This is a genomic window from Legionella rowbothamii, from assembly GCF_900639985.1.
Taxonomy (GTDB): Bacteria; Pseudomonadota; Gammaproteobacteria; order Legionellales; family Legionellaceae; genus Legionella; species Legionella rowbothamii.
This window is the reverse complement of the sequence record NZ_CAAAIM010000003.1, coordinates 79,780-100,342: the sequence shown is the minus strand read 5'-3', so window position 1 is coordinate 100,342 and position 20,563 is coordinate 79,780. Positions and strand designations below refer to the sequence as shown.

Below are 20,563 nucleotides of genomic sequence, written 5' to 3'. Positions count from 1 at the left end.
CACCATAACAAAAATGGGCAAGAGCCATAATACTCGCCCCAAAATACTTGCAGAGGAAGATAATGCCAAAATCAATCAAAGAGCGTACACAACAGCTTCAAAATACTGTAGTTCAGCTTGTTGATAGTCTAAATCGAGGTAACCTAGAACCAGGAGAATTACAACAAAAGCATGATGAGCTTCAAACATTACTTACCAAACTATCTCAACAAATTAATGAGGGGTACCAAGAATCTGAAAGTAACATGGACGCATTGTTTGGCGGTCAATCTTCAACTGTTCATATTACTGAAATAGAACAAAGACTTGTGAATACTGAAAATGAGTTGAAGCACACCAATGAGAAATGCCAAGCACTTCTCGATAAACAGTCTGAGCTAATAGAGAGATATTCCAAGATATCAGAAAAGCAAATTAACGCATTGAAAGAGAACGGTTTTTTTTCAAAAGCGAGTGTTCCTCCAGAAATCCCATACACCGCTCAAACTCCGCCGAACCAACCCGCAGTGCCTCATTGATAGATACACATCCTTCGGGACACGCCTGGTTGCTCCAATCAGGCGTGCTGACTATTGATTAGAAAAATACGTTTCATAAAGCTTGAGATAACTACTATCTTGTTCCATTTGCAGTAAGACTTTATTAATTTGGCTAATTAAATACTCGCTTCTAGGTGTCGCCATAATTGCAAACCCTTCGCCTAAGGTAACTACCGGCCCTATGGTTTTAAATGAATTACTGCCATTATGATTCCAATAATTGACATCCGAGCGGTATAAGAAAACTGCCGCAATGCTTTTATTGCTTAAGGCAGCAAACATATCTTCTACGGAATTATACTGATTAATCTTGAATACTCCCGGAAAGTTATTGGTGATGTATGAGTATAATACGCCCCCACTTAATTCATCTTTAATGATGCCTATCGCCGCTCCTTTCAACTCCGCCAAGGAATTAATATTACTTTGCTTTAACGTTAAGAACTGACCTTTGCTCAGCATATAGGGTAAGCTAAAAATGAAATCTTTTTTGCGTTCCGAGGAGATCGTAATGCCCGAAAGCGCCAAATCTACTTGACCATTTTTTAACGCCTCATAGATCTGCTGTGAATTTTTTAAAAACACAAACTGGCAATCAAGTTTCGTATGCTTACACAGCATATTCGCCAAATCAATATCAAAACCTTCATGTGGGGAGATAACGAAAGGAGGATCATAGGTTAAGAATGCAATTTTAGTATTACTATAACTGATGTTAGCAAAAAAAATACAACAGAATGCTATCGAGATAATCCTTACTCGCTTCATCGTTCACCCTCTTATATAGCCCTGAAGCCCTTAAAATTCGTCCAAGATTTAAAGTATAGCTCCCTTTTTTGGGCTATGCTAAATAGGATAAAAAGGAGAAATCATGAACAGGGCTAAAAAAGTCGCAATTCTAGGGAGCTCCCGTACCCCCTTTGTTAAATCCCAAACGCTTTATACGGGTAAGTCAAACCAAGATTTATTAGGTGCCGCAGTTGCAGGTCTTATCAAAAAGAGCAAAATTGAGGGAGAGCGTTTAGGCGATCTTATTGCTGGCGCCGTTATTAATCACCCTTTTGACTGGAACCTGTCTCGTGAAGTGGTTCTGGGAAGCAGTCTGTCTCCAGAAACACCTGGTCTCACCATCCAACGCGCATGTGGTACAGGACTGGAAGCCATCAATCTTGTAGCACTCAAAATTGCTAGCGGGCAAATGAGCAGCGGCATTGGGGGTGGTACCGATACCAATTCGGATATCCCGTTAATTGGCCAACGCCGGTTAACGCATTTTTTAATCGAATTCCAACAAGCGAAAGGGTGGAAAGCAAAATTACGAGCCTGTAAGAAGTTTCGCTTCAGCATGCTAAAGCCCTTGTTGCCCGAAGTACGTGAGCCGCGTACGGGCTTATCGATGGGGCAACATTGCGAACTCATGGTAAAAGAATGGAAAATCAGCCGCGAAGCTCAGGATGAACTCGCCTTTCGCTCACATCAAAATGCCGCTAAGGCTTATGATGAGGGTTTCTACGATGATTTAATTACCCCCCTGGATGACTTAACCCGAGATACGATTACTCGCAAAGAGACCACCCTGGAAAAATTAGCTAAATTAAAACCTGCCTTTGATAAGTCAGCCAATGGAAGTTTAACCGCAGGTAATTCTACTCCCTTAACAGACGGAGCCTCTGTCGTCTTATTAGGTTCTCTCGAATGGGCTCAAGCACATCAGTTGGAGGCATTAGCTTATTTTGTCGATTGTGAAGTAGCTGCCGTGGATTATGTTCATGGCGCAGGGCTCTTGATGGCACCAACGATTGCCGTCAGCCGCCTCTTAGAGCGTAATAACTTAACCCTACAAGACTTTGATTTTTATGAAATTCATGAAGCCTTTGCCGGCCAAGTCTTATGTACTCTAAAAGCTTGGGAATCTACCGAATACTGTCAAAAGGTACTGCACCGCGATAAGCCTTTAGGAAGCATTGACTTGCAAAAAATGAATGTTAAGGGTGGTAGTTTAGCGCTGGGACATCCTTTTGCTGCAACAGGTGGACGTATTGTCGGCGCTGCTGCCAAAATACTGGCTGAAGCAGGCAAAGGAAGGATTCTTATAAGTATTTGTACGGCAGGAGGAATGGGGGTCGTTGCTATATTGGAACGCTAGTGGCTTCCTTTTGGCGCAAGATTATCCAACCGATGTAGCCTGGTTGCAACCAATCAGGCTATTGTTAATAATTTTCACCCCTCATTCTCCACGAACTTCTTGCTTAATTTTGCAGTTTAGTTGATGATAATAAAAGATAAATGGACCTTCTTCCCAACAATAAACTAGGGTCAATCGATAAACAATAATAATAAAGATTGGATTTATGGACATTCATTCATTGATTTCGACCCAGCGTGATCGTTATAAAAAATTACCCCCTCGCCAGCAAAAAAAAGTACAAATCGCCGTAGCCCTTCTGTTAATAGTATTACTCATCTCATTTTACAGCCTGACACTGAGTAGTCACCACAAGAAACCGAGTCATGCGCCAATGCTCATTCGCGAAGGCGAGCTCATCAAAGTTCCTGAACATTCCCCGCTACGTTCGCAATTAAATGTCCAAACAGTCAAAGCATCTAATGCACCTCACATTATTAAGCTGACGGGAATAGTTGAAGCAGAACAAACGCGCAATATAAGCATCTTACCCCCCTTAACAGGACAGTTGGTTAGTTTAACTACACAACTTGGAGAAGAGGTAAAAAAAGGCCAAGTGTTAGCCGTTATGCAATCCCCCGCCATGGCTCAGGCCTACGCCGATAAGATTAAAGCTCAAAGTGCATTAAAACAAGCAACGGAAGCTTGGAATCGGGCACAAAAAGTTAACCGTGCCGGTGCAAATGCCATAAAGGATGTAGAACAAATAAAAAATACTTACCTGCAAGCACAAGCAGAGATGTTGCGCGCGCAAGCAACTTTGGCAGCCTTAGGGCAAAATAAAAAGAACTTATTACAAATCATGGCCCCCATTGACGGTAAGATCACCACCCTAAATTATGGTAGTGGCGCCTATATTAACGATCAGAGCACTCCTCTTTTCAATCTCTCGAATATTCATGCGGTATGGGTTACCGCCTGTGTTCCAGAACAGTCCATCCCCTGGGTCAAAAAAGGTCAACGAGTAAAAATTCATGTAGCGGCCTATCCACAGCAGCATTGGGATGGCACCATAACCTTTACCAATCACTTTCTGGATCCCGATACGCGTTGCAATAAATCACGTATAGCCCTGACTAACCCCGATGAACGTTTACAACCCAATATGTTTGCGACGATCAATACCGAGATACCTCAGGATACACAACCAATAGTCCCATTGTCCGCCCTACTCATGCATAATGACACGACCTCCGTTTTTATTGAAACAGCCCCCTGGACCTTTACCCAACGTGCTGTAGTACTCGGCGCTGAAGACAAAGAGCATGTTCGTATTCGCTCAGGACTCAAACCAGGAGATCGCATCGTAAGCGCAGGAGGGATACTTATCAATGATTGATAAGCTGATTGCGCTGTGCTTTCGACGTCGCCATATTGCCTGGGGCGCAGCCATTTTGATTGGTATTTATGGTTATATTTCCAGCACTCAAATGACCATTGAAGCCTATCCTGAACTCGATGACGTACGCGTTTCCATTGCCACCCAATTACCCGGATTAGCGGCCGAAGAAATCGAGCAGCAAGTGACTATTCCACTCGAACGCGAGCTGGTTAGCGTACCCTATTTATCTGAGTTACGCTCAAGTAGTACCTTTGCCCTCTCGTTAATCACCATGATTTTCAAGGATGAAGCAAGTGAGTATTTTGCTCGAGCCCGGGTATTAGAAGCTTTGAGTTCATTGAGTCTTCCCCCAGGCATTCAACCGATAATGGATCCATTAACCGGCTCTGGCAGTGAGATCTACCGCTATACATTAGAATCCAATACCAAAAATCTGATGGAGTTATCCGAAATACAACGTTGGATTGTCATGCCTGCCCTCAAACAGGTTTCAGGGATTGCCGAAGTTAATAATTTTGGTGGTTTAACCAAAGAATACCAACTCAGCCTGGACCCCATAAAATTACGCCGTTTTAATTTATCGTTGGCCGATGTAACCAATGCAATTAACAATAATTCTGCCTTCGCTGGAGGCGGTCGTGTTTCACGAGGAGAACAAAGCTACATAGTTCGTGGTATCGGGCAAATCCGCACTTTAGACGAGCTCGGCGCAGTAGTTGTTACTCAATATCAGGGAACACCCATACTCATTCGTGATTTAGGGCAGGTTGAATTTGGTCATAAAGAACGTGAAGGGATCCTGGGTAAAAACCATAATCCAGATACTATTCAAGGGATTGTCCTTATGCGTAAGGGACTAAATCCAGGAAAAATTCTGGAGGGCTTACACGCAAAAATTGACTCCTTACAAGAACGACTAAAGCCAATGGGTGTATCCATTGTCCCTTATATTGATCGAGATGATTTAGTCCATTTAACAATTCACAAAATAACCCATACGGTTATTGAAGGTATTGCCATTGTATGCATTGTGCTTATGCTATTTCTAGGAAGTTTCCGTAGCGCCATCGTCGTTACAGTTGCCATTCCTGCCGCTCTGGTATCCGTGTTCATTTTTATGAATTTAACGCAAATGCCCACCAACCTATTCTCTTTAGGTGCAATTGACTTCGGGGTTATCGTTGATGGAGCTATTGTGGTTATGGAAACTATTTTGCGCCGTCGAGAAGAACACCCTAATGTCCCATTGTCCGTAGACGATACCTTATCCGCAACCAACCAAGTAGCACGCCCTATTTTCTTCGCCACCCTGATTATTATTTCCGCCTATTTACCTCTCTTTGCTTTTGAACATGCGGAAGGAAAACTATTTAGACCGATGGCATATACGGTAAGTTTTGCACTTTTAGGCGCCTTGGTCTGTTCTTTCGTGCTCATTCCTGGATTAGCCTACACCGCCTTACGTAAGCCGCAAAAAATACACCATAATCGGATGCTCATCTGGTTAACCGTACGCTATCGCGAGCTCTTGCGTGATTTAATTAAGCGGCCAGGGATTGCCTATAGCTTAGGTATCATTATTTTAGCGTTGATTATTATGCTTGGCGCCACGGCAGGTCGGGAGTTTTTGCCCGAACTCGATGAAGGAGCGCTGTGGCTGCAAGCTGATTTGCCTGCTGGACTATCGCTGGAGAAAGGCAATCAAATGGCAAGCACTCTACGGGAAACCATATTAAAACATCCTGAAGTTTCTTTTGTTGTAACTCAACTGGGTAGAAATGATGACGGCACCGATCCATGGACACCCTCACATATTGAAGCTCCAGTGGGTTTAAAACCTTATGGCGAATGGCCTGGAGGGGAATCGAAACAACAATTTATCTCCAAGCTTGCGCAAGAGTTCTCTCAAATGCCCGGCTTTACAATTGGGATTAGCCAACCCATTATCGACAACGTCAATGATCTGGTAGGTGGCGCGCATAGTCCACTGGCATTGAGGATTTATGGCACCGACTTACATGAAGCCCGCCGCATTGGTAATGAAATCGTGGGCGTGTTAAAAAATATTAAAGGAACGGCATCGGCCTCCATATTCCAAGAACCTCCCATTCCGCAAATTACCATCAAAGTAGATCGCGACAAGATGGCGCGATATGGGATCAATGTTGCGGATGTTACCAACTTAATTCAAACCGGATTAGGGGGAGCTCCTATTACCATAATTTATGTAGAAAACCGTAACTATAATGCAACGGCGCGTTTTTCCAAAACAGAAAAAAACAGCATACAAGCCTTAGGTAATTTATTTGTTAACAGTGCTAATGAAGCCAAAATCCCTTTATCAGAACTCGCCACATTAGAATATCGCACCGGGGAAAGTAATATTGCGCATGAACAAGGTGAACGTCAAGTCACGGTTCGTATGGATAATCGTGGGCGCGATCTAACCTCCTACCTTAACGAAGCCAAAGAGAAAATTGCTGAAAAGGTACAGTTTGATAAAAAGCAATTCCGCTTAGAATGGGCTGGGCAATTTCAAAGCCAAGAACGCGCTGAAAAACGTTTAGTCTATATTCTGGGGCTCATGCTCGTACTTATGGGTTTGCTTTTGTTCTTCGAGTTCCAAAAGCTACATTTAGTATTTCTCATTCTTGGAGTCGTTCCCATGGCAACCTTAGGTGGTCTTGTTACTCTACATTTAACTGGAGAAACCATCAATGTTGCAACCGCAGTAGGCTTTATCGCCCTATTTGGTGTTTCCATACAAAATGCCATTATCATGGTTGCCAATATCCGCCGGGTGCGCAAACTAAATCCTTCACTTAATCGAGCAGTAATTGACGGGGCAGCGGAACGCCTGCGCCCAGTGCTCATGACTGCAACTGTTGCTTCTTTTGGTATGCTGCCCGCTGCCTTGGCTACTGGGGTGGGAACGGATGTACAGCGTGGTCTGGCAACGGTCATTGTTGGCGGTTTAGCGGTCTCTACCTTGTTAACCCTATTTATTTTACCCACGTATTATTATGCCTTAGTGCGTTTTCTTGAACACAAACGACCTAAAGCGCGTCTTTTGGGGAAAAACCATGATGCATAATCTAGTACGCATAGGATTGCTGCCACTTTTACTCAATAGTTGTGCCGTGGGGCCCAACTATAAAAGACCGGTGGACCCACTTCCTCAAAGTTATACCAAACCTGCCTCACTGACTAAAACCGCAGCGAGTAAAACACGATTTGGTGCAGCGCAATCTTTTGTTGCAAATCACAAGTTACCCGTCGAATGGTGGCGATTATTTAATTCTGAACCATTGAATGAGTTAGTAGCGGTAAGTTTGCAATATAATCCCACCCTCAGTGGTGCCCAAGATGCTCTTCGTTCGGCTTTAGAAAACGCCTATGCAGGGCGAGGAGCACTTCTGCCTGCAGTGGGCGTATCATTTAATCCTACCACGCAAAAAACTGCCGATATTCTCACCAGCGTACTGGCGAGTAACCAATATCACTATTCGCTATACACCGGGCAAGTGTTTGTGTCCTATACCGTTGACGTCTTTGGTGGAACCCGGCGACAATTGGAATCATTAATGGCGCAGGCCGAATTTCAACGCGTTCAATTAGAAGCCACTTATTTAACCTTAACGGCTAATGTAGTAAATGCCGCAATCCAAGAGGCTGCTTTGCGGGAGCAAATAACTACGACCGAAAAAATTATTAGCGAGCAAAAAAGAATCTTAGCGATTATGCAACACCAATTAAGACTGGGTGATACGGCGCTTGCTAATGTGGCAGTCCAACAAGCGGCCTTGGCCGCATCAATAGCAAGCCTGCCTCCATTGCAAAAGCAACTGGCTATCCAACGAGATTTATTAAATTCCCTAACTGGGCGTTTTCCTGATGATCAACGCACGCCGCAAATTTATTTGAGCTCCTTACAATTACCCACGCAATTGCCCATTTCAATCCCCTCAACCCTCATCGAACATCGCCCTGATATTCGTGCAGCCGAAGCACAGATGCATGCTGCAAATGCGCTAATTGGGGTAGCCATCGCCAATCGTCTCCCCAATTTTACAATTGATACCACCAATGCGGGTACGGCAGCAACTACTCTTGCCACCTTACTGCGACCGGATACTCGCTTTTGGGCTCTCGCAGGCATTATTACGCAGCCAATTTTTAACGGTGGAGCACTGCGTCATAGGCAGCGAGCCGCGGAAGCGACCTATAGACAAGCAGCAGCACAGTACCGCTCAACGGTAATCAATGCCTACCAAAATGTAGCCGATACATTAAAGGCCTTACAAGCAGATGCCCTGGCTTTAGATGCAGCCAATAAAGCAGAACAGGCGGCACGTACAAGCCTTAGAATTTATCAACGCCAATTAGTGCTAGGTGATACCAGCCAGGCGGCTTTACTCCTTAACCAGCAAAATTATCAACAAGCTAAATTGAATTTAATTCAAGCTCAAGCAAATCGCCTCTCGGATACGGTTGCTTTGTTTCAAGCTTTGGGTGGAGGGTGGCAACAAAAACTGGGAATGGAAAAATGAACTGCTTCCCTTTACGAATCAAACTAAGGATGGAGAAGGTTAGGCCCATGGGCCCAACCTACATTATTTAAACCTGAAGAGTAAGTAAGGCGTCTTCCTCACCATCTTGAATAGAGAATACCGTCTTTCTCGCTGCAGTAATCAATCTGCGATCACGGGCTTCTAATTCTTTTTTCGCAAAAAAATTACTTAATAAATACGCGCTCGAGCCACCTACGGCACTAGCAGTTACCACAACCGGTGGAGCAATAGGGGCTGGCCCATTTTCTTTAAAGAAAATTCCCGCGCCGGCAGTAATATTCGCAGCACCATTGAACGCCATATTTAGCAACAAAGTTACATTACCAATAAACGGTAAATCGACGACGATTTGTTGGGGGTCAAAGGAAACCACGAGGGGGTAAGTAGTAGTCTTCTGCGGCCCATGATAATAAACCCCCCGTGCGTACCTGGTTCCTTGAAGCGGATAGGTCAGGCTCAACGATGAATTCAATATATCAGAATAATAGGCAAAACAAATTGCAGTGTTATAGCTTAGCATGGCAATCGTAAGTGAGCTACTCAATGACGTTAACTGGGATTGCATAAATTCGCGGGCCGCTGGTCGTTCAATCTTGGTGCCATAATTTTGTTGAGTAAATTGATCATCATCGCGATATTGCTGAAATTTTTTAAGCGTACTCCCTAAACCTTTTAAAATAACCCCCGAGCTTAGAACCACTGAGCTAATCATGCAGATCATCCCAGGTTCAACATAATCCATGGTGTGATATAATTCCTCTCCATCCAATGATTTGCTAAGTTGCAGGGGCAACGTGTAGTTAATACCGAATAAGTGGTCTAAAGTCCCTGAAACGTCTAATCCTCCCCAGCCAACCGCTGAGCCAGAATATGATGCCTGAAAAGTTTTATCGATTGCTTGGGCCGCCGCAAAACCCATTCCTCCTACACTACACGCAATAGAGCCTGCGGTATCCAACACACTTCCTGCCGTATTGATTACAGCACTGACAATATTTCCCATCCATCCCATAGCATAAATCCTTGTACATACTATAAAGTCCATTGATTTGTCATTATCCAGAGACAAAGAGAAATCAAACCAAACCTAAAACGGTCAGTTGTATCAAATCATAACTAGTTCATGCCGTCAATGACGAGGCATTGGTCTATATAGATAAAAAAAGATCCCATAGCAAAAATTTTACGCCAAAAAAACGTATTATTGTTTTAAAAGTGTACTTATCTTATTGATCTGATTAGTAAAAATCCAAGAAATGCCTCTATTCAATTCACGATATAAGCTGTTTTTCGACTCAACAAAACCCACTCCAACCACTTGCTGCGCAGAAAATAACCGATGTGCAAATTTATTGCTAATCAATACATAATGCCCTAGTAGTCCTCCATAATGCTTACTAAGACTTAAATCACAAAAATCGCCCACATTGTTATGCACGGCAACGAGCAATAGAGCCTTCTTAGGCACCTGATATAGGCAGTGAAAGCATTCGTCTTTTAAACTAAGCAAGTGATAATCCTTTACTGGAGTCAGTTCGTGCAAAACAGCTAACAAAGCTTCTTCATTGTACAATGGCACTTTTAATTCGATAAATAAATGCACTTTCCCACCAAATTCAGCAACAACTTCTGCAAGGGTTGGTATTTGCGGCACTTGAGCTCGTAAATCAGCAAAAGATGCTTCGGCAATAGTTAGATCTCGTCCCCAGAGGCGTTTTAATGTAGGGTCATGATTCACTACAAGCACCTGATCTGCAGTTGCATGCACATCCAACTCAATCCCCCAGCATCCAGCTTTTGCTGCCAAACGAAATGCAGTGAGCGTATTTTCCATCACCCCATGAGCATGATCATGAGCCCCGCGATGAGCGATTAAACGTGCAGCGGATATCTGCTCAGGTTTTGGTGTTTTTCTAGGTAGCAAAGCAAAATAACTATCGAGTATTTTTTCCAAAAGTATAAGTGACATGAACTGACCTCAAATTGTTGATCATTCATTCTATGCAGGGCATTTTAAAAAGGCAAAAAGAGCGGATAATAATGAGAATTTTCATGAAAACTATTCCATTAATAGGCCTAATTGTGTAAAAATAATTAGTTTTTTAAATCTACACGCGAGGGTAGATTACTACTGAGACCTGGATATGCCTTTAATTACCACTGATGTCGATCTCGCCATACGCGATTTACAAGCGGGGAACCCCGTTGCCATACCTACAGAAACAGTCTATGGTTTAGCTGCTCCTATTAATAACGAACAAGCTATTAGAGCCGTTTTTGCAATGAAAGAGCGGCCATTAAATCATCCATTGATCGTCCACGTAGCTCCAAATTGGGATTTATCCTCGCTGATTGAGCATATTCCAGATTATGCAAAACAACTTATTAACGCATTTTGGCCTGGACCATTAACTTTAGTATTACCTTGTACGCCAGAGAAGATAAACCCGATTATTACGGGAGGGCAATCTACCGTAGCCATTCGATGTCCGGCTCACCCCCTTGCTCAAGAACTCTTAAGCAAATTACAGGTCCCTGTTGTTGCCCCTTCAGCAAACCCCTTCGGCAAGGTAAGTCCAACAACGGCCCTACATGTAAAAGAATCGTTTCCTGAAAAAGAATTAACAATATTGGATGGTGGTCGCTGTACTGTAGGGATAGAATCAACCATTATAGATGCCAGCAACCCAGAAACCTATCAAATTTTGCGTCATGGACTTATTGATGAACACGCCATTGCCAGGGTTGTTACAACACTATCAAGTAACCAGCAAAGTACTCTTCGTGTCCCCGGCAAATTAGATAGCCATTATCAACCGCATAAAACATTATATTATTTCACCGACTACGCACAACTTGCGCAATTTTGTCAGCAAAGCAATAACTCAATCTATGCGATTGCCAGCAAACAACCCACAACCATTACCGCACAGCATTATCATCAACTAGCGGATAATCCAGAACAAGCGGCCTTTGATTTATACTATCAGCTAAGACAAGCAGACGCCTCAACAGTACAATGCATCGTCATCGAGTTACCGCCGGCAACAGGTATGTGGCAAGGAGTTCGAGAGAGGATTTTGAAAGCTGGAAGGCCTTATTCACCAGCATAAGGCCCAGAACTGTAGTCCGAATTGATATAGGGTAATCCGGACTACGTTCCCAGTTCTACGAAAATGAGCGGTTACATTTATACTAAAAACCATTGACAGTATCGAAAAATATGAGTAACTTAGCCGCGAATGCCGAGGTGGTGGAATTGGTAGACACGCTAGCTTCAGGTGCTAGTGGGGGTAACCCCGTGGAGGTTCGAGTCCTCTTCTCGGTACCATTTAAACAAAATTTAAAAGCACATTCTTAGATTAATCTTCTCTATTTAAACTCATAGGCTTGTGCCAAAGTCGTGATTAGTCTGCCTCAAAACGACCTTATTTTAATAGTTAAGACTCTCCCATCCTTTAATTCTCTTCATTAGTGGCCATCAACCACATAATACAATACACTTTTGAAGATACTAACTACTCAAGGATTGTGTGATGACGGTGCAATTGCTCTCACTTAATGACGTTAAGCAAAGTATTAATATGCTCCAGGCGATTGAGGCAATGGAGCGTGCTTTTATTCAATTGGCAAAAAATCAAGTTAAATTACCTTTACGAACAGGAATCACTATTGAGGAAGAGCAGGCGCTCACACTTACCATGCCTGCTTATCTTTCCGCCGATAAAGCTTTAGGCTTAAAAGTCGTTTCCATTTTTCCCAATAACTCCACACGAAATAAACCCTCCATTACTGGTTTTATTATGTTACTTGATGCTCAAACGGGAGAGCCGAAAGCCTTAATGGACGCGGGCTATTTAACCGCTCTGCGAACAGGAGCCGTCTCTGGGTTAGCTACAAAATATTTTGCCTGTGAGAATGCCTCCCATGCGGCTATTATTGGCTCCGGAGTGCAGGCAGAAACCCAATTAGAGGCAGTAGCCACCGTTCGTAATATCACAAACGTGTCAGTATGGTCCCGTGACCTGAAAAAAGCACAGAAATTTGCTGCTAAATTTGCAGATCGTTATGAGATTAAGGCTTATGAATCAATATCATTAGCGATTCAACATGCTGATATTATTTGTACTGCAACGAGCAGTAACGAGCCATTGATTCACCTTGAAGATCTTCAAGCTCACGCACACATTAATGCGATTGGCTCACATACCGTAAATATGAAAGAAATCGATAATGAAATACTAGGAAAGGCTCTGGTTATTGCCGATCAACTGAGTGCTGTTTTGGCGGAGTCTGGGGAAATTATAAGTGCGATTGCGCAGAAACAACTTCAGCCCGAATCAATTCTTGAGCTTGGGGCTTGGCTGCTGCACAAAAATATGGAGGATAAAAACCGTCTTACGGTATTTAAATCCGTGGGTCTATCCATTCAGGATGTTAGTGTGGCTTCTGTAGTGTATCAAAATGCCCTGAAGAAAAACCTGGGAACTTCTTTTGCATTGAGTTAAGAACTAAATCGTAGGCTGGGCTGGAAAGCCCAGCAAACAGAGGTGGTGCGACTCCTGATGCTGGACTTATCAGGCCCAGCTTACAGAACAAGAGCTAACTAACTAATACTCCCCATAGCCTCTCCAAAGCGAATCGCACTTCCAGCCTTTAAATTATCATTCCATTGGACTTTATTACCATCTGAAAATAATAAAATTACCGTAGAGCCCAGTTTAAAATAGCCAACCTCACTGCCCTTATGCATGTGCTTAGTCATCATCAAATCCTGGCGATAGTCAAACGAGGCGATTTGTTTGCAGCGTACAATATCACCATGCCAACTCGTACCAATAGCCCCGACAATAGTTGCACCAACCAGAACCATCTTCATCGGACCTACGGTCGTTGCAAAAGAAATGACTAAACGCTCGTTCCGTGCGAATAATTTAGGAACCACACGTGCGGTGGTAGGTTGAACTGAAAATAAGGCCCCCGGCACATACGTCATCGAAAGTAACTCCGCCTCCAAAGGCAAATGTACACGATGATAATCTTTAGGGGATAAATATAAGGTCGCAAAGCGACCGCTTTCAAATTGTTGTGCTTCCTCATCAGAGCAGGCAAGAAGTTCAGCCACAGAATACTCTCGCCCTTTTGCCTGAATAAGTTGTCCTTGATGGATAGCTCCAATCTCGCTAACACAACCATCAACCGGCGAGATAATTTCTGCTTGCGCCAACGGCCGGCATCCTGGCTTTAAATGACGAATAAAGAATTCGTTAAAATTGATATAAGCAGTCGGATCTTCAATTAATGCCTCACTCATGTTCACATTATATTTTTTAATAAAACGCTGAATGATAAAATTCTTAACTTTGGGCTCTTTAACTTCAGCCAAACAACCAGCTAAAGTGGTGAGCCCATGTTTCGGAAGGACATATTGAGGAAAGGTTTTTAATAAATCTAAAGACATGCAAGGAACCCGCCGTATTATAAAAGCAGAATCATACCCCATCCTGTATCCGGCCACAATTTATGCTTCTACATGGTTACTTCAGTAGAACACTTTTTTTCTGGAAGCATTCTGACCAAAGAATGCTTCGATTGCAAATATTGTAAATAAAAATCCTTATGTTCCATTTCATTAAACAGCGCAATCAATGCATACCCCGGATGTTCCTTTAATTTCACATTCTTTTTAATATCTTCTTGTATCTGTTGTATTATATCTAAAAATAATTGCGAGCTGGCTGTTGATGTAGGCTCTCCCTTCATAAAGGTCATAGCCAAAGCAGTAGGAGCATTATAATCACGAAAATAGTCATTAATCTCTTTTTTCCGCGATGAGTTGCCCCAAAAGAACGAACCTACTTTCGATAATCCATTTTCATATTTACCTAATGCAGAATTTTTTACGCGACGTAATCGCTCACTATCACTCTTGGAAATTTGTTCCACCCAGTTATACACCGTATTATAGACCAGAGAAACCCCTTCCATATTTTGTAAATGAACAAAAGCACTGCTATGTTTCGCACAACTGACAGCCGCTTTAGTAAAAACATTAATATTGGCTTCGAAACCACCATTTCGCAAAGCAGTTGAAACACTAGCAATGTAATTTGTTTGTAGCATAACAGGGGTAAGTTCACGAATAATGCAGGTATTTAATGCACCATCCTCTGTCTTTCCGGCACTTAATATATAAGCAAGTTTATTATGATTACTTTCTGTACTTTTCTCTAAATAGTCTTTAGTGGGCTTTGCGCGTACCCGTGTGAATTCAATGCTCTGGCTGTATTTTGTATCAATGATTTCATGCATGTAGAGCTTGAATGTGTCCGGGGACAGGGTATCTACCCATGCAAATAATTTTTCGTTAAATTCTTCAATAACCTGAGGATGCGTCAGTGGCAGTACCTCTCTTTTAATGGTTGGAGGTAATTTTAACATTTCCTCATCGGTTGCATGCAAATGCGTGCTAAATCTGGCTTGTAAAGCAAATTGTTCTAACTCATTTATAATAGGGCCGAATTTATCTTTGGCATAACTTGTAGTATGGGCCAAAGCATCTTTGATTTTATCAGAATATTCCAAGCAAAGTTTAAGTATGTTTTGCGTAAACTCCTTATTGTCGGTATCAAGTAAAACATCCCCTTTCTTTCCATAATATTGGGTGATAATATTTTGCAGCTCATTAGTAAATTGAACCAGTAGATCGAGCGCCTTATTCAAGGAGGCGCCATTGCCATTATTAGGAGTGGTATTACCATGCTCAGAATCTTTTTTTACCTTAATCGCGATGTTCTTTAATGTTCCAAATAACTGCCAAACATCGGTTAAGTCACTATCGGTCACTTCTAGAGCATCTGCAGTCTCAACGATCACCACATCATCTTTTTCAGCAACCAGTTTAGCTAATGATTTAGTTAAATTCCGAGTATCGCGTAATAGAGCTCTTAATCGAAGTGCATAAGCATCACGCCAAACCTGGTGATAGCGTTGGTGTAACTCATCTAAATTATATTTTTCTGTGGAATCCGTAATCGTCTCATTTTGTTTTGCCATCCATTCTTGGATATTCTTATAAATAGAGGGCTTGCGAAACAGTTCTTCATTGGTCGCTAAAAGTGGAACACCAAAACCATTATCTTCACAACCCATATAGAAAACGACCACTCGATACAAATTATCGTAATGCTCTTGATACATCTTCATCATGAAATTGACAAAAGATTTCCTATTGTTTTTTTCATTACAGAATTGAGGAAAAGTCTGCTCATATTTGACCCGCAACGCTTGACCTAAAGAAGTATAATTGAAGGGCATTGTTGTGGGGATTGGCTTATCTTCTGGACTTGCTCCCGTTTCGGAGATATTTTCATCAGAATGCTCGGCCCATTTGACTAAACTTCCGTATTTCTTTATTAGACGTTGATAGTCACTTTCATCTAGGGATTCAAATTCATCAAATAAGCGTTTACATAGAACTTCCGGCTGAAACGTTAAGATAATTTTTAATGCCGCGGCAACTTTTTGTGCTTGCGCCTCAGGGGTTGCTGCCAAACGCGCAAATTGCTCTGGCTCAGCATAAACTTTAGGTAAAGTACTGGGGAGAACCGTTGTTTGCACCATTTCAGGTACAGGAATTGTAATACTGCCTTGACCGGGGTGAGTATATGTTGGTGAATGATAAGGCTTTGAATCAACGCAACATGGAAAACGCTCATAATCACGAACAGTTAAATTGACTCGCGTTTTAGGTAATTCTATTCCAGTACGAGCGCCTTTAATAAAAATGACAAACCAATACCAAAACATGTCATAGTCGATCCCCCCCTTTAAACTCAGATTATGTGGATGCGGATCATCATCACCAAAAGCCCAGCGCCCCAACAAGATTTCCATCATGTTTTCAAGAATTAATGTCTCCGTAGAAGGGATAACCTGTTCTTTTTCCGTAGTATCACTAGGAATAGCCTCACCTTTTATATTAAAGGGCTTAAATCCTTCCAGTTTCAACGAGAAAATACCTAATACTTGACCTTGATCATTGTAAACTAAATGCTCTTCTGCGGTGCGCTCTTGAGATAATTTCAAAATAGTTGATGTAGCAACGCTACTTTTGGCAAGCAACTCAGGAAAATTTCTTTCCGGTTCAAGCTCCTTGAAAAAACCCTCTTTTAACGCCCCATCTTCAATATATTTAGCATGATAGACCTTATGAGAGCCATCACCAACTCGATTACCTAAAATCAATTTTCCTAGAGCGAGTTCCTCCTCTGGCTTTAGCCCCGATCCTAAATTTAGTGCTTTTTTTGGAATACTTACCATGTCTCGTCCATTAGATCGCAATAATCCTTAAAGAATAGTTCATATTAAGCAGAAATATTGAATAAGTTCAAGAATCTTTGGAACTGTTTAGCACAATATTAGACAAATTTTCGCAGCAAGGTAGAGGGGGTTGGACTATATAGTCCAACCAATTAATAAGGTGAAAAAATAAGGGGCAGATGATACCTTAAGGTTTAGGGGGCCAGTATCGCTCCCTCAGGATCTAAAGAGTTAATCATCTCTTTACTGAACATGCGTACAGCCTCGCCAGAACGAGTTTGAGTGAAAAACCAATAATTACCGGTGGCATTTCCTTTAAGGTAATTAAATATACCCGCGCCAAGTAAACTAATAACCGCATTGGCGATATAAATGAGGGCCTCCGAAAGGAAAAGAAGTAGCTTGGACGTTTCTGGGCTGGGAGCAGGATCAACCGTAGCTAGCATCTGTAGCTCCACATTTTGTATTTGTCTTTTTGCTTCTTCAAAAGCTGCCTGAGCATTGCGTCCCGAACTCATTAATGCATTATAAGCTATGCCGTATAAGCTTTTTCGATACTTCCCTTCATCTTTTTCCCACTGTTCGCCCATCTCAAAATAGAAGTAGGACTTAGACAAGCGCGAAGAAATTTTCTTACATTCATCTTCGATACATAAAATAATTTTGCGGAAGCACTCAGCTTTTTTATCATGTTCCCGAGCCGCAAAAGTAATCATGTCAACATCAAATTCTAAATCTTGTAATTGGGTTACACAGATGGAGCGTTCACATAATTTTTTCGCCACTGACCGGTGTTCCTGATTTTTGATCTTAAGAACCACATCTCCTTGTATGGGAATATTATACTTTACCCCAGCATAAAGAACATCGACCAGCACCCGGCGTTGCTCGCTATCCTTAATTGCTGCAAGCGATGGTAAAAGAGTACGCAATCTCGTCCCTTCCTTATCGGCACCTAATACCATACGATAAGCAGCTTGATCCTCAACCGCTGCACTGCGCAAAACTTGCAATGCCTCACTCACCGTTTCCAATTTGTCCAATGCCATCGCATTTAATCTTTTTGCATATTGCGATTCTGAGGTGGCGAAAAAGAAATGATCGATGATTGATTGTTTTAAATGCAGAGCCGGCGTTAATGCCAATCGCCTCAACCCATCAAAACCACCAGGAGTAGTGCCTTTTCTGGCCAAAGTAACTAACGTCGACGCCATTAAAGGGTACCTATTCGTCGCCTCCACAATTTCCTTGTAACCCTCTATGGTTAAAGAGTTTGTAGCCCATATTATTAAACAGAGATCTTTAGCATGCACATCCGCAATACTATTGATAAATTCTAAGGCATTTAATTTTTCTGGCTCTTGGAAAAATTGAGGGACATGTTGAGTAAATCCAATTCCTGGCTTTACTGACTTTACTGGGGTTAGCTGTACTAAACGGTTTATTGATTGAAAATAAAAGTCTTGTGATAAGATTTGCTGAATCAGCTCTTTAGGGTACTTTCTTTGCCACAAAATTGGCAGCAAAGTTATTTGCTCCCTATCCCACATAAAGCCACTATAATCTTTTATAAACCCCGGATCGAGCAAATGCCGATTCTTAGTTAAAGCACCTTCTTTTTTATTGATAAATTCTTCTTCATAAAGAACTGCAATCATACTCAATATATTACGGCTAATACTATCATTGCTACTCAGGGTGGCATTCTCCAATTCAAAGCGTAATTGGCTATTGTCTGCTAGACAGTCTTGCAACATCGCCATCGAGAAAGGTACATCATATTTCATAATCAAGTCTAATGCAGGATTGTCCGCAAAGAGTCGTGATAAATTAATTTTGGATAAATCGACCGGATCGGCAATTGTCGCCTTTTTTTCATTGATTTTCAGGAAACGTAATAGAAGGCGAATACGCTCGAAACGAGGATTAATTTCCTCATTTTCTGCATTAAATGCCAACTGCAACAATTCAGACGGAGCTGCCGCATTAAGCTGTGCCAGAAACTGATTCTTTGTTGTTGGCTCAGAGCTCGAAGCCAGCTCAAATTTAGCATCTTTAATGTGTGCGTTTAAATCAAAACTTGAAAAAAGGATTACCGGTCTAGTTCTTGGGTTCATATGTGCTTTGCGGGTAAAACCTATCATCCATTGTCCGGGCTCATCACGTCGATACATTATCATCATACCGCAATTTTCTTTATTATCATCAATATAAGCTAAAGGTTGGCAGACAAAGTTACGTTTGTATTCTTCGTCACTTTCCTCGTTGTTTTTGAATGGATGAGGGTCTAAAAGAATCTTTAGAATTTCAGCTGACTGATCACCTAGTGAATAATACTTAGCAGCAGTATCCTGGCTCCATATATTGAGATGCTGATTTGCTTGGGTTTCGTTACCTAAAAAAGGAGTTCGCAGTAAATCTTCAACAATCGCATTATCTTGCCTCCCAGTTTGCATAACAAACTGCGGGCAGCCAAAAGCGGAGAAAAGTTGTAGTGCATTTCCTTTTACCAAATAAGGCATAATTCAATTCCCAAAATGACAATTTGTGGCTATTATAACCAATAATGCAGGCAAAGGGTGATAGATTTTTGAAAAATCTGCATTATAAATGCGTTTTTTTGCAACAAAAGATAAAAAGGTTGTAATATTATGAGATGTAACATAATTGGTGCTGGTCGTTTAGGTAAAAACTTAGCGCGAGCATTAAATTCCGCGCAACTTATCTCCACTCTTACTGTGTGCAATCGCAGCCTAGAAAGCGCCAAACACGCCTGTGAGCATATTGGTTCAGGATTGGCTGTATCCCAAGTTAAACAACTTCCCGAAGCAGACATTACCTGGTTATGTTGTAATGATGATGCGATTCCCCAGGTAGTCGCAGAGCTCCTTCAGGAAGCCAATTTAAAACCGGGGAATTTTATCGTTCATAGTAGTGGAGTCTTAAACTCTTCGCTGCTAGCCCCCTTAAAACACTTAGGGTGCTCCATTGCCAGCTTTCATCCATTAAAAGCATTCAAGATTGGTTCTATAGATGCCGCCGCCTTTCACCAGGTTGATTGTGTCCTAGAAGGAGATACTGCTGTATGTAACTGGTTAAAAAAGTCATTTAGCCAACTAGGTGCCTATGTATCAAACTTGCATCCAGAAAATAAAGCTTTGTATCATGCCGCTGCATGCATCGCCTCGAATTATTTAGTCACTCTTATTGCCTATAGCGAGGAATTACTACTAAAGGCAGGTTTGTCTCTAGAACAGGCACGAAGAATGCTGATTAATTTAGCGCAAAGTAATATCCATAACATACAGCAAGTAACTGCCATTAATGAAGCACTCACCGGCCCGCTGGCACGAGGCGATATTAATACCATTAATTTGCATTTAGAGGCGCTAAAAAATCCCCAGCTACGCCAATTATATCAGGCCGCAGGCCAAGCTACGCTGGCGTTAACGACATTACCTGCGGAGCAAAAGGAACAAATTGGGGCCTTGCTGGACAAATAGGCTATTGTTTCACGGGAAACATCGATAAAGGGCCTGGTTGCTTACAGCGAATAGCTCTTACTTAAATATGCTTGGCGAGGGTGTGTGGCAGACCCGCATTA

The 20,563-nt window shown here is 42.1% G+C and carries 14 protein-coding genes and 1 tRNA gene; 9 read left to right on the top strand and 6 right to left on the bottom strand.

Features of this window, described 5'->3' with window-relative positions:
- Positions 1 to 62: 62 nt before the first annotated feature.
- Positions 63 to 518 (top strand): hypothetical protein, encoded by a 456-nt coding sequence (locus tag E1P08_RS07185; RefSeq protein ID WP_133136353.1) that lies wholly within the window; start codon positions 63 to 65, stop codon positions 516 to 518.
- A 51-nt stretch (positions 519 to 569) separates the two neighbouring features.
- Here the strand turns inward: E1P08_RS07185 and E1P08_RS07180 are convergent, their stop codons facing one another.
- The gene (locus tag E1P08_RS07180) at positions 570 to 1,307 is read right to left on the bottom strand and encodes a transporter substrate-binding domain-containing protein (RefSeq protein WP_133136352.1); all 738 of its coding nucleotides are present in this window, start codon (positions 1,305 to 1,307) and stop codon (positions 570 to 572) included.
- Between the two features lie 103 nt (positions 1,308 to 1,410).
- On the opposite strand from E1P08_RS07180, the gene E1P08_RS07175 reads away from it, so the two are divergent.
- The 4 genes from E1P08_RS07175 (at position 1,411) to E1P08_RS07160 (ending at position 8,616) form a co-directional block, all read left to right on the top strand.
- Positions 1,411 to 2,685 (top strand): acetyl-CoA C-acetyltransferase, encoded by a 1,275-nt coding sequence (locus tag E1P08_RS07175; RefSeq protein ID WP_133136351.1) that lies wholly within the window; start codon positions 1,411 to 1,413, stop codon positions 2,683 to 2,685.
- A 205-nt stretch (positions 2,686 to 2,890) separates the two neighbouring features.
- A complete protein-coding gene (locus E1P08_RS07170; protein ID WP_133136350.1) occupies positions 2,891 to 4,063 on the top strand; it encodes an efflux RND transporter periplasmic adaptor subunit in 1,173 nt (390 codons plus the stop codon).
- Positions 4,056 to 7,160, top strand: a complete 3,105-nt coding sequence (locus E1P08_RS07165; RefSeq protein ID WP_133136349.1) for an efflux RND transporter permease subunit — start codon at positions 4,056 to 4,058, stop codon at positions 7,158 to 7,160. The genes E1P08_RS07170 and E1P08_RS07165 overlap by 8 nt, the downstream gene beginning before the upstream one ends.
- The gene (locus E1P08_RS07160) at positions 7,150 to 8,616 is read left to right on the top strand and encodes an efflux transporter outer membrane subunit (protein ID WP_133136348.1); all 1,467 of its coding nucleotides are present in this window, start codon (positions 7,150 to 7,152) and stop codon (positions 8,614 to 8,616) included. Before E1P08_RS07165 ends, E1P08_RS07160 begins: the two co-directional genes overlap by 11 nt.
- Before the next feature lie 67 nt (positions 8,617 to 8,683).
- Here E1P08_RS07160 and E1P08_RS07155 read toward each other — a convergent pair whose 3' ends face one another.
- Positions 8,684 to 9,649 carry a hypothetical protein gene (locus tag E1P08_RS07155; RefSeq protein ID WP_133136347.1) on the bottom strand — a complete coding sequence of 322 codons (966 nt, stop codon included), beginning with the start codon at positions 9,647 to 9,649 and terminating at the stop codon, positions 8,684 to 8,686.
- Positions 9,650 to 9,838: 189 nt separating this feature from the next.
- Positions 9,839 to 10,606 carry a glycerophosphodiester phosphodiesterase gene (locus E1P08_RS07150; RefSeq protein ID WP_133136346.1) on the bottom strand — a complete coding sequence of 256 codons (768 nt, stop codon included), beginning with the start codon at positions 10,604 to 10,606 and terminating at the stop codon, positions 9,839 to 9,841.
- Between the two features lie 175 nt (positions 10,607 to 10,781).
- On the opposite strand from E1P08_RS07150, the gene E1P08_RS07145 reads away from it, so the two are divergent.
- The 3 genes from E1P08_RS07145 to E1P08_RS07135 all read left to right on the top strand — a co-directional run bounded on the left by E1P08_RS07145 (position 10,782) and on the right by E1P08_RS07135 (position 13,145).
- Positions 10,782 to 11,750 (top strand): L-threonylcarbamoyladenylate synthase, encoded by a 969-nt coding sequence (locus E1P08_RS07145; protein WP_133136345.1) that lies wholly within the window; start codon positions 10,782 to 10,784, stop codon positions 11,748 to 11,750.
- A 131-nt stretch (positions 11,751 to 11,881) separates the two neighbouring features.
- Positions 11,882 to 11,968, top strand: a tRNA-Leu gene (locus tag E1P08_RS07140).
- A 205-nt stretch (positions 11,969 to 12,173) separates the two neighbouring features.
- Entirely contained in the window at positions 12,174 to 13,145 is a 972-nt protein-coding gene (locus E1P08_RS07135) for an ornithine cyclodeaminase family protein (RefSeq protein ID WP_133136344.1), read from the top strand.
- A gap of 98 nt (positions 13,146 to 13,243) precedes the next feature.
- Here the strand turns inward: E1P08_RS07135 and asd are convergent, their stop codons facing one another.
- The 3 genes from asd to E1P08_RS07120 all read right to left on the bottom strand — a co-directional run bounded on the left by asd (position 13,244) and on the right by E1P08_RS07120 (position 19,481).
- Positions 13,244 to 14,098 (bottom strand): archaetidylserine decarboxylase, encoded by an 855-nt coding sequence (gene asd / locus E1P08_RS07130; protein ID WP_133136343.1) that lies wholly within the window; start codon positions 14,096 to 14,098, stop codon positions 13,244 to 13,246.
- A 68-nt stretch (positions 14,099 to 14,166) separates the two neighbouring features.
- Positions 14,167 to 16,959: a hypothetical protein gene (locus E1P08_RS07125; RefSeq protein WP_133136342.1), complete on the bottom strand. Its 2,793-nt coding sequence runs from the start codon at positions 16,957 to 16,959 to the stop codon at positions 14,167 to 14,169.
- A 194-nt stretch (positions 16,960 to 17,153) separates the two neighbouring features.
- Positions 17,154 to 19,481 carry a hypothetical protein gene (locus tag E1P08_RS07120; RefSeq protein WP_133136341.1) on the bottom strand — a complete coding sequence of 776 codons (2,328 nt, stop codon included), beginning with the start codon at positions 19,479 to 19,481 and terminating at the stop codon, positions 17,154 to 17,156.
- 129 nt (positions 19,482 to 19,610) lie between these two features.
- Here E1P08_RS07120 and E1P08_RS07115 point away from each other — a divergent pair, with 129 nt between their 5' ends.
- On the top strand, positions 19,611 to 20,462 hold the full coding sequence (locus E1P08_RS07115) for a Rossmann-like and DUF2520 domain-containing protein (protein ID WP_133136340.1): 852 nt from the start codon (positions 19,611 to 19,613) through the stop codon (positions 20,460 to 20,462).
- Positions 20,463 to 20,563 lie beyond the last annotated feature (101 nt).

Coding starts and splice junctions, on each gene's coding strand:
- E1P08_RS07185 (WP_133136353.1), top strand. CDS start 63: ATGCCAAAATCAATCAAAGAGCGTACACAACAGCTTCAAAATACTGTA.
- E1P08_RS07150 (WP_133136346.1), bottom strand. CDS start 10,606: ATGTCACTTATACTTTTGGAAAAAATACTCGATAGTTATTTTGCTTTG.
- E1P08_RS07145 (WP_133136345.1), top strand. CDS start 10,782: ATGCCTTTAATTACCACTGATGTCGATCTCGCCATACGCGATTTACAA.
- E1P08_RS07115 (WP_133136340.1), top strand. CDS start 19,611: ATGAGATGTAACATAATTGGTGCTGGTCGTTTAGGTAAAAACTTAGCG.
- E1P08_RS07120 (WP_133136341.1), bottom strand. CDS start 19,481: ATGCCTTATTTGGTAAAAGGAAATGCACTACAACTTTTCTCCGCTTTT.
- E1P08_RS07175 (WP_133136351.1), top strand. CDS start 1,411: ATGAACAGGGCTAAAAAAGTCGCAATTCTAGGGAGCTCCCGTACCCCC.
- E1P08_RS07160 (WP_133136348.1), top strand. CDS start 7,150: ATGATGCATAATCTAGTACGCATAGGATTGCTGCCACTTTTACTCAAT.
- asd (WP_133136343.1), bottom strand. CDS start 14,098: ATGTCTTTAGATTTATTAAAAACCTTTCCTCAATATGTCCTTCCGAAA.
- E1P08_RS07125 (WP_133136342.1), bottom strand. CDS start 16,959: ATGGTAAGTATTCCAAAAAAAGCACTAAATTTAGGATCGGGGCTAAAG.
- E1P08_RS07170 (WP_133136350.1), top strand. CDS start 2,891: ATGGACATTCATTCATTGATTTCGACCCAGCGTGATCGTTATAAAAAA.
- E1P08_RS07165 (WP_133136349.1), top strand. CDS start 4,056: ATGATTGATAAGCTGATTGCGCTGTGCTTTCGACGTCGCCATATTGCC.
- E1P08_RS07135 (WP_133136344.1), top strand. CDS start 12,174: ATGACGGTGCAATTGCTCTCACTTAATGACGTTAAGCAAAGTATTAAT.
- E1P08_RS07180 (WP_133136352.1), bottom strand. CDS start 1,307: ATGAAGCGAGTAAGGATTATCTCGATAGCATTCTGTTGTATTTTTTTT.
- E1P08_RS07155 (WP_133136347.1), bottom strand. CDS start 9,649: ATGGGATGGATGGGAAATATTGTCAGTGCTGTAATCAATACGGCAGGA.